Origin of the sequence: Streptomyces sp. NBC_00234 (assembly GCF_036195325.1) — a bacterium.
Taxonomy (GTDB): Bacteria; Actinomycetota; Actinomycetes; order Streptomycetales; family Streptomycetaceae; genus Streptomyces.
Window position 1 is genome coordinate 5,061,026 of the sequence record NZ_CP108101.1, and the last position, 13,553, is coordinate 5,074,578.

General features: G+C 71.9%; 14 protein-coding genes. 6 read left to right on the forward strand and 8 right to left on the reverse strand.

Annotated features, from left to right (window positions below; all coding sequences use genetic code 11):
• Window positions 1-42 precede the first annotated feature (42 nt).
• Entirely contained in the window at window positions 43-1,146 is a 1,104-nt protein-coding gene (locus OG230_RS22485; RefSeq protein WP_328905510.1) for a hypothetical protein, read from the reverse strand.
• 67 nt (window positions 1,147-1,213) lie between these two features.
• Between OG230_RS22485 and OG230_RS22490 the strand changes: the two genes are divergently transcribed.
• Window positions 1,214-2,359, forward strand: a complete 1,146-nt coding sequence (locus OG230_RS22490; protein WP_328905511.1) for a cystathionine gamma-synthase — start codon at window positions 1,214-1,216, stop codon at window positions 2,357-2,359.
• Window positions 2,360-2,428: 69 nt separating this feature from the next.
• On the opposite strand, the gene OG230_RS22495 is transcribed toward OG230_RS22490, so the two are convergent.
• From OG230_RS22495 to OG230_RS22510, 4 genes are all read right to left on the reverse strand, one after another.
• Window positions 2,429-2,620 carry a DUF1059 domain-containing protein gene (locus OG230_RS22495; RefSeq protein ID WP_328905512.1) on the reverse strand — a complete coding sequence of 64 codons (192 nt, stop codon included), beginning with the start codon at window positions 2,618-2,620 and terminating at the stop codon, window positions 2,429-2,431.
• Window positions 2,621-2,697: 77 nt separating this feature from the next.
• The gene (locus OG230_RS22500) at window positions 2,698-2,973 is read right to left on the reverse strand and encodes a hypothetical protein (RefSeq protein ID WP_443051353.1); all 276 of its coding nucleotides are present in this window, start codon (window positions 2,971-2,973) and stop codon (window positions 2,698-2,700) included.
• A complete protein-coding gene (locus OG230_RS22505; protein WP_328905513.1) occupies window positions 2,970-3,476 on the reverse strand; it encodes a sigma factor-like helix-turn-helix DNA-binding protein in 507 nt (168 codons plus the stop codon). Before OG230_RS22505 ends, OG230_RS22500 begins: the two co-directional genes overlap by 4 nt.
• Before the next feature lie 59 nt (window positions 3,477-3,535).
• Window positions 3,536-4,066 (reverse strand): MarR family winged helix-turn-helix transcriptional regulator, encoded by a 531-nt coding sequence (locus tag OG230_RS22510; RefSeq protein ID WP_328905514.1) that lies wholly within the window; start codon window positions 4,064-4,066, stop codon window positions 3,536-3,538.
• A 155-nt stretch (window positions 4,067-4,221) separates the two neighbouring features.
• On the opposite strand from OG230_RS22510, the gene ilvA reads away from it, so the two are divergent.
• The 3 genes from ilvA to OG230_RS22525 all read left to right on the forward strand — a co-directional run bounded on the left by ilvA (window position 4,222) and on the right by OG230_RS22525 (window position 7,366).
• Window positions 4,222-5,451, forward strand: coding sequence for a threonine ammonia-lyase (gene ilvA, locus OG230_RS22515; protein ID WP_328905515.1), 1,230 nt, complete (start codon window positions 4,222-4,224; stop codon window positions 5,449-5,451).
• An 86-nt stretch (window positions 5,452-5,537) separates the two neighbouring features.
• Complete coding sequence (locus tag OG230_RS22520) at window positions 5,538-6,518, forward strand: ATP-binding cassette domain-containing protein (protein ID WP_328905516.1); 981 nt, start codon at window positions 5,538-5,540, stop codon at window positions 6,516-6,518.
• Window positions 6,515-7,366, forward strand: a complete 852-nt coding sequence (locus tag OG230_RS22525) for an ABC transporter permease (RefSeq protein WP_328905517.1) — start codon at window positions 6,515-6,517, stop codon at window positions 7,364-7,366. The genes OG230_RS22520 and OG230_RS22525 overlap by 4 nt, the downstream gene beginning before the upstream one ends.
• Before the next feature lie 78 nt (window positions 7,367-7,444).
• On the opposite strand, the gene greA is transcribed toward OG230_RS22525, so the two are convergent.
• Both greA and OG230_RS22535 read right to left on the reverse strand, forming a co-directional pair.
• Window positions 7,445-7,942, reverse strand: coding sequence for a transcription elongation factor GreA (greA, locus tag OG230_RS22530; protein WP_328905518.1), 498 nt, complete (start codon window positions 7,940-7,942; stop codon window positions 7,445-7,447).
• Between the two features lie 143 nt (window positions 7,943-8,085).
• Window positions 8,086-8,502, reverse strand: coding sequence for a DUF4307 domain-containing protein (locus OG230_RS22535; protein ID WP_328905519.1), 417 nt, complete (start codon window positions 8,500-8,502; stop codon window positions 8,086-8,088).
• 151 nt (window positions 8,503-8,653) lie between these two features.
• On the opposite strand from OG230_RS22535, the gene mca reads away from it, so the two are divergent.
• Both mca and OG230_RS22545 read left to right on the forward strand, forming a co-directional pair.
• The gene (gene mca, locus OG230_RS22540; RefSeq protein WP_328905520.1) at window positions 8,654-9,535 is read left to right on the forward strand and encodes a mycothiol conjugate amidase Mca; all 882 of its coding nucleotides are present in this window, start codon (window positions 8,654-8,656) and stop codon (window positions 9,533-9,535) included.
• Between the two features lies 1 nt (window position 9,536).
• Complete coding sequence (locus OG230_RS22545) at window positions 9,537-9,764, forward strand: hypothetical protein (RefSeq protein WP_328905521.1); 228 nt, start codon at window positions 9,537-9,539, stop codon at window positions 9,762-9,764.
• Between the two features lie 449 nt (window positions 9,765-10,213).
• Here the strand turns inward: OG230_RS22545 and OG230_RS22550 are convergent, their stop codons facing one another.
• On the reverse strand, window positions 10,214-13,435 hold the full coding sequence (locus OG230_RS22550; protein ID WP_328905522.1) for a tetratricopeptide repeat protein: 3,222 nt from the start codon (window positions 13,433-13,435) through the stop codon (window positions 10,214-10,216).
• Between the last annotated feature and the right edge of the window lie 118 nt (window positions 13,436-13,553).

Sequence of the window (13,553 nt, forward strand, 5' to 3'; positions counted from 1 at the left end):
ACGGGACGTGCGCCGTGGATTCCGGCGGCGCCCCCGCGGCGGTTACTGGGGAAGGGAAGCCGGGCTGCCGCCGTTCGCCTCGTATCCCGCGACCGCGAGTGCCCGGTAGACGGTGTACGCGGCGGCCGGGTCCGCACCCTCGGTCCACGGCAGCGCGCCCACGTGGCCGTCGATGTGGACGAGCTGGTTCATCGCCTCCGACCAGCGTTCCATCCGGACCAGGAACAGCACCAGCAGATGACGGACGTGCGCGAGCATCGGATCGTCGGCGCGGGCCGCGTGCACCGCGAACAGTGCGCCCTCGACCGCCTTCGTGACCACGACACTCCGGTAGAAGCCCTGCACCAGATTGACCTCCGGCAGATGCTCGTACACCGCGAACAGCGGCAGCGCCGCCAGCAGCGAGCCCTGCGGGGCGCGGGCGGCGGCCGTGGTGGCGAACCGCTCGGACTCCTCGCGCGAACCGTGCCACTTCTCGCACCAGAAGTGCAGCGCCGCGATGTGCGCGCCCATGTGCGCCGGGGCCCGGTCGATGATCTTCGCCCAGAGCTGGTCGAACTGCTCGTGGGAGTATCCGAGTCCACGGGCCACGGCCAGTTCGACGATGTACGGGACGGGGTCGCCCGGAGCCAGCAGAGCGGCCTCGCCACAGACCGTACGGGCCTCTTCCAGGATGATCCGGAAGTCATCCGTTCCCGCGGCGGAGGAACGCCACGCCTGCTGCACCAGGAACTCCGCGTGCACCGCCGCGCCGCCCGCGTCCTTCGGGGACTCCGCCCGCCAGTTGCGCAGCCACGCGCCGCCGACGCCCGGCTGCCGCATCAGCTCCAGCGAGGCCGCGCCGGCGAACGCCTGCACCCGCTGCCACCGCACCTCGCCCTCCTTGGGCGTGCCGGCCAGCAGCTGGGCGGCGGCCCGCCAGTCCTGGGTCCCCTGCACGACGTCCAGGACATCGAGAAGATCCTGGTCGGGCCCCGGCATCCGGACGTCCAGCTCCTCCTCGCGCAGGAAGCCGTACGACTCCGGGTCGGCGGCGTCGGGGGAGCCGGGCGCGACCTGACGGATGCCACCCCGGCGGCGCAGCACGAAGGGGCCGAAGACGGCGGCGAGCATGCACAGCGCGAGCAGGAACCAGAGAATCTCCATACACCCATTGTCCCCGCACGGCGCAGTGACCCGTGAGCGCCCTCGTGACGAACTACGCTCGGGCCTCATGAGCGACCAGCACAGCTTCGAGACTCTCGCGATCCACGCGGGAAACACCGCCGATCCCCTCACCGGCGCCGTTGTTCCGCCCATTTACCAGGTGTCCACGTACAAGCAGGACGGCGTGGGCGGACTGCGCGGCGGCTACGAGTACAGCCGCAGCGCCAACCCGACCCGTACCGCCCTGGAGGAGAACCTGGCAGCCCTGGAAGGCGGTCGCCGCGGACTCGCCTTCGCGTCCGGCCTCGCCGCCGAGGACTGCCTGCTCCGTACGCTGCTCACGCCCGGCGACCACGTGGTCATCCCGAACGACGCCTACGGCGGTACGTTCCGGCTGTTCGCGAAGGTCGCCTCGCGCTGGGGCGTGGAGTTCTCCGTCGCCGACACCTCGGACGTGGCCTCCGTCAGGGCGGCGATCACCCCGCGCACCAAGGCGATCTGGGTGGAGACCCCGTCCAACCCGCTTCTCGGGATCACGGACATCGCGGCCGTCGCCGACGTCGCCCGCCAGGCGGGGGCGCGCCTGGTCGTCGACAACACCTTCGCGAGCCCGTACCTCCAGCAGCCCCTCGCCCTCGGCGCGGACGTCGTGGTGCACTCCACCACCAAGTACATGGGCGGCCACTCCGACGTCGTCGGCGGCGCGCTGATCGCCAACGACCCGACGCTGGCGGAGGAGTTGGCCTATCACCAGAACGCGATGGGCGCGGTCGCCGGGCCCTTCGACGCCTGGCTGGTGCTGCGCGGCATCAAGACCCTCGCGGTCCGTATGGACCGGCACGACGCGAACGCCACGAAGGTCGCCGACCTGCTGACCCGTCACCCCAAGGTGGACAGCGTCCTGTACCCGGGCCTGCCGGAGCACCCCGGGCACGAGATCGCCGCCAAGCAGATGAAGGCGTTCGGCGGAATGGTCTCGTTCCGGGTCGCGGGCGGTGAGGCGGCGGCGGTCGAGGTCTGCAACCGCGCCAAGCTGTTCACCCTCGGTGAGTCGCTGGGCGGCGTCGAGTCGCTCATCGAGCACCCGGGCCGGATGACGCACGCCTCCGCCGCGGGATCCCCGCTGGAGGTCCCGGCCGACCTGGTCCGTCTGTCCGTCGGCATCGAGAACGCGGACGACCTGCTGGCCGACCTGACGCAGGCGCTCGGCTAGGTCGTGTCCTAGGACCCTCTGTCCGTCCGGCGGTGAGCGCGATGCGATCGCCGGGCGGGCCCGTCCCCCTCAGACGCCGACCTTCTCGTCCTCCAGGGAGGCGCGGACCTCCGCGCGCAACTCCGGGCTGTCGGTGTGCTCATGGACGGAGACGGCGTGCTCGGTGGCGGCCCGGACGACTTCTTCCTCTTCACCGGAGATGGTGAGGGTGCAGTTCGAAACGCTCGGGTACTTCCGGCAGTCGGCGACTTTCCTGGTCATGACGGCCTCCTCGGCTCGTACGGCATGCCGACCCTTCCAGGATAGATCCGGCGGGTCGGGGCGCACGGCGGCCCGCGTCACCAGCCCTCCAGCGGCGGCGTCGTCCCGGCCGGCGGGACGACCCACGGCCTGGTGACCCCCGCCCACACCACGAAGGCGACCACCGCCGCGCACATCAGGCACACCAGCACCCGGCGCACGGCACGGTGGCGGCGCAGCAGCCGGGCGCCGCGTTCCGCCGCCCGCAGCGCCAGATCGGCGGGTACGTGCGGACGCGGAGCCTCCAGCATCCGGCGGACCTCGTCCACCTTGCGGTCGGGACGGCCGGGACGGGCACGGCGCTCGTTCGTCACGTGCCCCCCAGCAGCCGTGCGACGGGGCGCTCCGGGCGCTCCGGCGGTTCCGGCGGTTCCGGGGCCGTGTACGTCCTGACGACGGCCCTGGTGCAGATCGCCCGCACCCGTTCCGCCGGCAGCCCGAGCAGCGCCGCCGCCTGCTCCTCGGCGACCCCCTCGTACAGACGCAGGACGAGCACCAGGCGCTCCTGCGGGGTCAGTCGTTCCAGCAGACCGCCGTGCGGCCGGTGGTGACGCCACGCCTCCCGAGCGAACCGGGTGACGAGCTCCTGGCGGGTCCGGTCGTACGGGTCCTCGCCGCGCAGCCGGTCCCACTCCGCGTACGTGTGCGCCAGCGCCCCGGTCAGCAGCCGCAGAGCCCGGAGGTTGGCCCCCGGAGTTTCGGCGGGCTCGGCCGTGAGGAGCGTGGCGGTGTGCAGCAGACGGCCTGCCGCGCCCGCGACGAAGTCCTCGAACTCCTGGGCGCGGCGGCGCTGCCGGTCGGCCTGCCGCTCTCGCATACCCCATCGGAGACCCGGCGGGAGCCCCGGGTCAAGAGGTGTGCGCGACCGGCCGGCGGTCAGTCCTCCGGCTGGGCCTGGTGCGCGGCCTGGCGCGCGGCCAGTGCCGCGTTGAACCGGGTGAGCAGGGTGCAGAACGTGTCGCGCTCCTCCGTGCTCCAGTCGTCCGTCACCTGCGACATCAGCTCGCGCCGCGAGGAGCGGACCTCGTCGAGACGGGCCTGCCCGCGCGGGGACAGCTGGAGCACCACGGCGCGGCCGTCCTCCGGGTGCGAGGTGCGCTTGACCAGACCGGTGTCGACGAGGGGGGCGACCTGGCGGGTCACGGTGGAGGAGTCGATGCCCATCCCGGCGGCCAGTGCCTTGACGCCCATCGGGCCTTCGCGGTCCAGCCGGTTCAGGAGCAAGTAGGCGGCCCGGTCCATGGAGTTGCGGACCTGGCCGACGCCCCCGAGGCGGGTCTGTTCGGCACGGCGGGCGAAGACGGCCACCTGGTGCTGGAGCGCATCGAGAAGGTGGTCGGTACCCGGGTTGCCGGGGGCGGTGCCCCCGGAAGGAGACGCAGCAGTCGTCATGTCCTGAGGGGGCATGGCCGGGCTCTCTTCGTGCGGTGTCGGATGAGTGGGGGACAGAGTACGCGGCCACGGGGCAACGCGTACCAGCGCTGCACAAACCTGTGGACACCACCGCAGTCCGCCATGAGACGAGTCGGCCGCGACCGGCCCGAGCTGCAAGACTTGCTGTCATGAGCTTCCGCGCGTCAGGCCCCTTTCCGCCCGTGATCCTCGACGATGTCCGCGGGGCGCGGAAGATGCTGTCGGGCGTGGCCAGAGTGACCGCGATGGAGGGCAGCCGGTATCTGACGGAGCTGGTCGGAGCGCCGGTCCACTTCAAGTGCGAGAACCTCCAGCGCACCGGATCGTTCAAGCTGCGCGGCGCGTACGTACGGATCTCCGGGCTCACGCCGGAGGAGCGGGCCGCCGGAGTGGTCGCCGCGAGTGCCGGAAACCATGCGCAGGGTGTCGCACTCGCCTCTTCGCTGCTCGGCGTACGGTCCACGGTCTTCATGCCGGTGGGCGCACCCCTGCCGAAGGTCTCCGCGACCCGCGAGTACGGCGCGCAGGTCCGGATGCACGGTCATGTCGTCGACGAGACGCTCGCCGCCGCCGAGGAGTACGCGGAGCGGACCGGCGCCGTCTTCATCCACCCGTTCGACCACCCGGACATCATCGCGGGGCAGGGCACGGTCGGCCTGGAGATCCTCGAACAGTGCCCGGAGGTCCGCACCATCGTCGTCGGGATCGGCGGCGGCGGCCTCGCCGCGGGCATCGCGGTGGCCGTCAAGGCGCTGCGCCCCGACGTCAGGGTCGTCGGTGTCCAGGCCGCCGGCGCGGCCGGCTATCCGCCGTCGCTCGCCGCCGGCCACCCCGTCGCGGTCGTCTCGCCCCAGACGATGGCCGACGGGATCAAGGTGGGACGCCCCGGCGACATCCCCTTCCGCCTCGTCCAGGAGCTGGTCGACGAGGTCCGTACGGTCTCCGAGGACGAGCTCTCCAGTGCGCTGCTGCTCTGCCTGGAGCGGGCCAAGCTCGTCGTAGAGCCGGCCGGGGCCAGCCCGGTGGCGGCGCTGCTCAGCGACCCGAAGGCGTTCGCGGGGCCGGTCGTCGCGGTGCTGTCCGGCGGCAATGTGGACCCCCTGCTGATGCAGCGCATCCTGACGCACGGCATGGCGGCGGCGGGCCGCTATCTGAGCCTGCGGCTCCGGCTGACCGACCGCCCCGGGGCGCTGGCCACGCTCCTCGCCGCGCTCTCCGTGGCCGACGCCAACGTCCTGGACATCAGCCATGTGCGGACCGATCCGCGGCTGGGCCTCACGGAGGCGGAGGTCGAGCTGCACCTGGAGACGAAGGGCCCCGCGCACTGCGACGAGGTGTCCGCGGCGCTGCGCGACGCGGGCTATCTCGTGATGAGCTGAATACTCGCTTTCGCCGCGCGCGCCCCGTGGGACGTCCCTAGGATCTGCACAGGAAGTCACCCAAAACGCAACGGGGGGAATCCCACATGCCAGGCGCCATATACGCCGAAGGTCTGGTGAAGACCTTCGGCGACGTACGAGCACTGGACGGCGTGGACCTGGACGTGCCGGAGGGCACGGTCCTGGGTCTCCTCGGACCCAACGGTGCCGGAAAGACGACCGCGGTGCGCGTCCTGACCACGCTCCTCCAGCCGGACAGCGGAACGGCGGTCGTGGCGGGCATCGACGTACTGAAGCATCCCAACGAGGTCCGCCGCTCGATCGGGCTCTCCGGCCAGTTCGCCGCGGTCGACGAGTATCTGACCGGCCGCGAGAACCTCCAGATGGTCGGGCAGCTCTACCAGATGAGCGCGCGCGACGCGAAGGCCAGGGCGGGGCAGCTGCTGGAGCGGTTCAACCTCGCCGACGCCGCCGACCGAACCGCCAAGACGTACTCCGGCGGAATGCGCCGCCGCCTCGACCTGGCGGCGGCGCTCGTCGTCTCCCCGCCCGTCATGTTCATGGACGAGCCGACAACCGGACTCGACCCCCGCAACCGGCAGCAGCTGTGGGAGGTCATCCAGGAGCTCGTGGCCGGCGGTACGACGCTCCTGCTGACCACGCAGTATCTGGAGGAGGCCGACCACCTGGCCGACGACATCTGTGTCATCGACCACGGAAAGGTCATCGCCCGCGGCACCTCCGACGAGCTGAAGGCCCGCACCGGCGGCGAGCGCGTCGAAGTCGTCGTCCACCGGAAGGACGAGATCGAACCCGCCCGCGAGGTGCTCACCGTGCTCGGCGAGGGCGAGGTCAGCGTCGCCGCGCACACCCGCAAGCTGACCGTCCCGGTCAGTGGCGGGGCCAAGCTGCTCGCCGAGGTCATCCGCGATCTCGACGCCCGCGGCGTCGAGATCGACGACATCGGTCTGCGCCGTCCCACCCTCGACGACGTCTTCATGTCGCTCACCGGCCATGCCGCGGAGCTGGAGACGAACGGGGAGACCGCCAAGGAGGCCGTCACGTGACCGCCGTAACGGACGCGGCCGAGGCGCGGGCCCGCAGGCCGCGCGGCGGCCTGGAGCAGTCGGTCGCCGACTCGCTCGTCGTCGCCAAGCGCAATCTGATCCGGATGACCCGCATCCCCGAGATGGTCATCTTCGGGCTGATCCAGCCGATCATGTTCGTGGTGCTGTTCAGCTACGTGTTCGGCGGCTCCATGAGCGTCGGGGGCTCCACCGACCCGGCGACGTACCGGGAGTTCCTGATGGCGGGCATCTTCGCCCAGACCGTCACGTTCGCCACGGCGGGCGCCGGAGCGGGCATCGCCGACGACATGCACAAGGGGCTCATCGACCGGTTCCGCTCCCTGCCGATGGCCCGGGGGGCGGTGCTCACCGGACGTACGCTCGCCGACCTCGTACAGACCGCGCTGACCGTCGTCGTCCTCGCGATCGTCGCGCTGCTCGTCGGCTGGCGCATCCACGAGGGCATCCCCAAGGCGCTGGCCGCCTTCGGGCTGCTGCTCTTCCTCGGGTACGCGTTCTCCTGGATCGGCGCGCTGATCGGGCTGTCGGTGCGCACCCCCGAGGCGGCCACCTCCGGCGGGCTGATCTGGCTCTTCCCGGTGACGTTCATCTCGAACGCCTTCGTGGACTCCAGCCAGATGGCCTCCTGGCTCCAGCCGATCGCCGACTGGAACCCGTTCAGCGCGACCGTCCAGGCGTGCCGGGAACTCTTCGGCAACCCCGGCGTGTCGACCTCCGACGCCTGGCCGATGCAGCACGCGGTCTGGGCGTCGCTGATCTGGTCCGCCGTGATCATCCTGGTCTTCCGGACCCTCGCGGTCCGCAAGTACCGCTCGGCGACCGCCTGAGTTCCGGGCCCGGACAGCGCAGTGGGCCCCGGCCGTGCACGCACGGCCGGGGCCCACTGGTGTTCCGATCGGGGCGGCTCAGCCCTTGTACGGCTTCGCCGCGAGAATCTTCACCTTGGCGATCTTGCCGTTCGGCAGCTCGTACTCGGCGTCCTCGCCCATCCGCTTGCCGTTGACACCCGTGCCGAGCGGGGACTGCGGGGAGTACGTCTCAAGGTCCGAACTCGCGTACTCGCGCGAGGCGAGCAGGAACTCCAGGGTGTCGTCCGGGTCGCCGTCGAAGGCGATCGTCACGATCATGCCGGGCTCGACGACGCCGTCGTCGGCAGGTTCCTCGCCGACCTTGGCGTGCTCCAGGAGCTGCGTCAGCTGGCGCACCCGGAGCTCCATCTTGCCCTGCTCCTCCTTGGCCGCGTGGTACCCGCCGTTCTCCCGGAGGTCACCCTCCTCACGGGCCGCCGCGATCTTTACGGCGATCTCCGTGCGCGCGGGACCAGACAGGTAGTCCAGCTCGGCCTTGAGCTGGTTGTACGCCGCCGGCGTGAGCCAGGTGACGTTATCGCTGGTCTGGGTCACAGGGTGCTCCTCGTCGGTACTGGGAATACAAAGCATCGCCCTACCCAGAAGCATGTTCCTCCACGGGTGGGCGAAACCACGAGCCTAACAATTCCGCAGGAAAAGGGGGAGAAGGTAAACGGCATACGCGTCGGACCAGCAGGTCAGCGCGACGCCCCGCCGTCGGCGGTGCAGCCCATCAGCTCGACCGCGGTGGCCCGTGCCGTCGTCCGCAGGGAGACGACCTCGTCGATCCGGCCGGTCGGCGCGTCGAAGCGGAAGTCCTTGCGGGCGACCTCGCTGCCGTCCTCGCTCAGCGAGCGCAGCGTGCAGTAGCCGCCGGCGTCCGGATCCTTGCGGACTTCGAGGTGGGCCTCGACCCGCTCGTCCGAGACGACCTTGGACTTGATGACCTCGGCGTTGATGTCCTTGCCGCCGACGTAGTCGAAGCCGATCCAGACGATCACGCCCAGCAGACCGGCGCCCAGTACCGCGCCGATGATCTTGAGCTTGCGGTCGGCTCGCTGATCCTCGGACCGGCCGTAGCGCCCTTCGGACACCGCCTCGCGTACCGCAGTCATGATCGTTCCTCCTGTGCCGGGGATCGAGGAATTTTCCGCCCCCCGGTTCGGTCACTATAGAAGCCGCCCACCCGCCACCCGACCGCCACCCCAGCATCGACGTCCCTGCGGGACGGCACCCTGATGGCGACCAATCACTGAGGATCGAGTCTTGACTGAGCAGCTGCGCCTGATGGCCGTTCACGCCCACCCCGACGACGAGTCGAGCAAGGGCGCCGCCACCATGGCCAAGTACGTGTCCGAGGGGGTGGACGTGCTGGTTGTCACCTGCACCGGGGGCGAACGCGGCTCCATCCTCAACCCGAAGCTCCAGGGGGACGCGTACATCGAGGAGAACATCCACGAGGTACGCAAGAAGGAGATGGACGAGGCCCGGGAGATCCTGGGCGTCGAGCAGGAGTGGCTCGGCTTCGTCGACTCGGGTCTGCCCGAGGGCGACCCGCTGCCGCCGCTGCCCGAGGGCTGCTTCGCACTGGAGGACGACGAGACGGCGGCGGGGCGTCTCGTCGCGAAGATCCGTGCGTTCCGGCCGCAGGTCATCACGACGTACGACGAGAACGGCGGATACCCGCACCCCGACCACATCAAGACGCACACGATCACGATGATCGCGTTCGACGGGGCCTCGGACACCGAGAGGTTCCCCGAGGCGGAGTTCGGCCCGGCGTTCGCGCCGCAGAAGCTCTACTACAACCAGGGCTTCAACCGGCCGCGCACCGTCGCCCTCCACGAGGCGCTCCTCGCCCGCGGGCTGGAGTCCCCGTACGGGGAGTGGCTGGAGCGCTGGAAGGAGTTCGCGCGCGACGAGCGGACGCTGACCACGTTCGTTCCGTGCGACGAGTTCTTCGAGATCCGCGACAAGGCGCTGATCGCGCACGCGACGCAGATCGATCCGGACGGCGGCTGGTTCCGGGTTCCGATGGACATCCAGCGGGAGGTCTGGCCGACCGAGGAGTACGAGCTGGCGAAGTCTCTGGTCGATACCTCCCTCCCCGAGAGCGACCTCTTCGCGGGCATCCGCGACAATGCCTGATATGTACGCGACCCAGGCACTGACCCACCTCGTCCCTCTCGCCAAGGAGGTCGACGACAACAAGGTGACTCCCGGCGTCCTCGGCTTCATCGTCTTCGCGGCGCTCGCCGTGGCCGTGTGGTTTCTGATGAAGTCGATGAACCGCCACATGGGCAAGGTCGACTTCGAGGAGGCGCCGGACGAGACCCCGGTTCCGGGCTCGGCCGAACCGGGCAGGCCCACCGCCTGACCGGTGGTGGGTGCCCGGGTTGTCCGCCTGAGCGGTGGGTGGTCGGGTGGGGCCCCTCCGGAGTGTCTCCTCGGGACGGGCGTGGCACCCGGGTACGGAGCGAACGAACCCGGGTCCTACGCCCGCCCCTGCGGGGACCCTCCTGCACGGCCCCACCCGTGTCTCGTCGATCCCTGCGGCCCGGTGGCACGGCATCCCGGCCACGATGCCGTCTGCGCACCCCCGGTGGCACGGCCCGCAGCGACTCACCGGCCGGTCCGGGGCCGTGCAGGAGGGTCCCCGCAGGGTGACGAACAGATACCCGGGTACGGAGACGTCTCCGCCGAACGTTCGTTGCCCGAGGAGACACTCCGGAGGGGCCCCGGACCAACCCCGAACGGGCAACCCGGGACCGGGGCACCACCAACCAGCCCGTCCGGCGCTTGAGGACAAAACGGCGCCGCGGACCCTTACGCACGCGCAGGGCCCAGCGGAACGCCCATGACCTCCCGCGCGTGACGGCCCGGCGTCAGGCCCAGGTGCCACGCCTGCCAGCCGTCCTCCAGGTCCACCCCGCGCCCCAGGATCACGGCGAACGTCTCCGCGCAGTCCTCCAGCTTGGGGTCCCGGCTCGGGTGCGCGGCCGTCACCAGCTCCGCCAGCTCCTGCTGGGCCACCGCCGTCCCCACCTCGCTGCCGCCCGGTGACGCGTACGGCAGGAGCGTGCACCGCAGGAAACGGGCCCAGTCACCGCCGCGGGCGTCCCCGTACGAGGCGAACAGCTCGACCGCCTCGTCGCACAGGGCCAGCGCCTGACCGGCCCGCTGGTTGCCCGCGTCGATCAGCGCCAGCTCCAGGCACGTCCAGCCCTCCCCGTGGGCGACGCCGATGCGCCGGAAGTCGGCCCGCGCGTCCACCAGCAGCTGACGGGCGAAGCCGGAGTTGCGCAGATTCCCGGTCCGCGCCGCCCGCTGGTCGCGGGTCACCCGCCCGGAGTGGTGGCGGGCGCACGCCAGGCCGTACACGTCGCGCATCCGGGAGAACATCGTGCGCGCCCGCTCCAGCTCACGTACCGCCTCGTCGGTGTCGCCCTCCTCCTCCAGGGCCTGGCCCAGGTAGTACCGCGTCCACGCCTCGCCCCGTGCGTCCTCGTTGTCCCGGTGCCGGGACAGGGCCAGCCGTAGCTGCTCCACCGCGGGCGCCGGGTCGCCGTCGAGCAGCCGGGCGCGGGCGAGCTGGGTCAGGGCCCAGGCCGCACCGCGTTCGTCCCGGGTGCGGCCGTAGAGGTCGAGCGCGGTCCGCAGCTCGTCCTCCGCCCGTGCCACCTCGCCCATCCGCAGGCAGACCTGGCCGAGCTGGAAGTGCGACCACGCCTCACCGTGCAGGGACTCGCCCTCCCGGTGCAGCCGCAGCGCGGTGTCGAGCAGGGTCAGGGCCTCCGCCAGATTGGCCCGGTCCCGCTCGACGGCGGCCAGGGCGTGCAGCGACCAGGCGCGGTCCTCGGCCTGCTCGTCGGAGGACTGCAGGTCCAGCGCCTCGCGCAGCCGCGCCGACGCCTCAGTGAGGTTGCCCTGGTGGTGCAGGGTGATGCCGAGCGAGCAGAGGGCCAGCGCGGCGCCGGCGTCGTTCTGCGCCTCGCGGTACAGGCCGACGACGGAGGACAGCGTCGTGCGGGCCTTGTCGAGCTCGCCGAGCTGCCGGGCCGCGATGCCCGTACGCCACTGGACCGACCGCTCCAGGAGCCCCTTGTCGACGGCCTGCGTCAGCTCGCTGATCTCGCCCAGCCGGTAGAGGTCGCCGCGCAGCAGGCAGTAGTCGCACAGCGCGCCCAGCAGGTGGAGGACGGCGCCCTGGTCGACGTCCTCCGCGTGCCGCAGCGCCGAGGTGATGAAGCTCGACTCGTCGTCCAGCCAGCGCAGGGCCGCGTCCAGCGAGCCGAAGCCGTGTGCCCCGAACTGTCCGGCACGCGTGGACATCTTGCCGTCGACCATGCGGATCACCGCGTCCGCGAGCTCCGCGTAGCTCTGGATCAGCCGCTCCTGGGCGGCGGTGCGGTCGGCGGGCTCCTCCTCGTCGAGCAGCCGGGCCAGGGCGAAGCCCCGTACGAGGTCGTGGAGCCGGTAGCGCGAGCCGCGCACGTGGGAGAGGAGCCCGGCCCCGGCCAGTGCCGTCAACAGCCGCTCGGCCTCCTGCTCGTCCGTGGCCAGCAGGGCGGCGGCTGCCGCCGCGCCCAGGCTCGCCCGGCCGGCCAGGGCGAGCCGCCGCAGCAGCCGCCTGGCCTGCTCGGGCTGGTCGGTGTAGCGGAGCCACAGGGCGCGCTCGGCCGGGGCGACCGGGCCGTAGGCACCGAGGTCGGCGGCGAGGGCGCTGCGGGTGCGGGCGCCGAGCGAGGAGCCCGCTATGCGCAGGGCCAGCGGCAGCCCGCCGCACAGCTCGACGACGGTGTCCGTGGACGGGTAGTCGTACGGTCCGCCCTCCTCCTCGTCGGCCACCTCGCGCAGCAGTTCCTCGGCGCCGGCGGCGTCCAGGCCGCCCACGGGCAGCTGGTGCACCCAGGCCGGGACGGAGTCCGGCAGGTCGAGGGGTTCGCGGGCGGTGACGAGCACCAGGCTGTCGGAACGTTCCGGCAGGAGCGTGCGGACCTGGGCGGCGTCGGTGGCGTCGTCGAGGACGATCGTGACGGGGGTGCCGGTGAGGTGCTGGTGGTAGAGCTCGCTCAGCCGCCGTACCTGCTGTTCGGCGGAGGCCCTCTCCCGGAAGAGCAGCTGCTCGCGGGGTGCGCCCAGCCGGTTGAGCAGGTGCAGCAGGGCGTCACGGGTCGGCAGGGGGGTCTCCCCGGCCACGTCGCCGCGCAGATCGACCACGCACGCCCCCCGGAACTGGTCCTTGAGGGCGTGGGCCGCCCGTACGGCCAGTGCCGTGCGTCCGGTACCGGGCGCACCGTGCAGCACGACGACGGTCGGCCGGGTCTCGGTGGCCGCGCGGGCCGTCCGTACCCACTGGGCGATCTGCGCCAGCTCGGTGCGGCGGCCCGCGAACGGGCCTTCTTTGGACGGTAGTTGGCCGAAGGACTGCTGGAGGAGCGACCGGGTGCGGGCCGCCGCGCTGCGGTCCGTACCGCGCAGTTGCGGTACGACGGATGCGGCGGCCTTCTTCGCGGGGCGCGCGGAGGCGCTGAGCATCCGCTGCTGGTCGAGGTACGGGCGGATGCCCCGTACCTCCAGGGCCGTCAGCCACTGGAGCCGCAGCTGTCCGGGGCCGCCCGGCTGGTTCAGGGCGCCCGCCCTGCGGTGGGCGGCGGGCCAGTGGGAGGCGGTCACCTTGGCGACGGTGGCCGCGGCGCCCGCGACGGCGACGACGGCGCCCGCGCCGACGGCGAGACCGGTGGCCGTGCCGAGCGCGAGGTCCGCTCCGACGGCAGCCGCAGAGGCAACTCCCGTGACCAGCAGGGGCGTTCCGAGCGCCGTCCTGCTGAACCTCTGCGACAGCGGCTGCTGCCCTGCCTCCGCCGCGTCGAGCGCCTGCACGTACGCGGCGTACTCCTCGCCCGCCCCGGCGGCCATGGTGTCGAGCGCGGCCCGCGCCCGCGTCAGCAGCGCGCCCGCATCGCTCCGTCCGCCGGTCCGGCGCGCCTCCTCCTCCACCGCGCGTACCAACAGCCTTTCGGCTTCGGCCCGATGGCTCTCCCGCATGTGTCCCCCTTGGTCACCCCGAGTACGCCCGCACCGGCCGGCATCGTGACCCGGTGTCCTGCGGGGCGCGGGCGAACGGTTTGCGCAGACGACTTCCCCGAATCTCCGCGGGCATGCC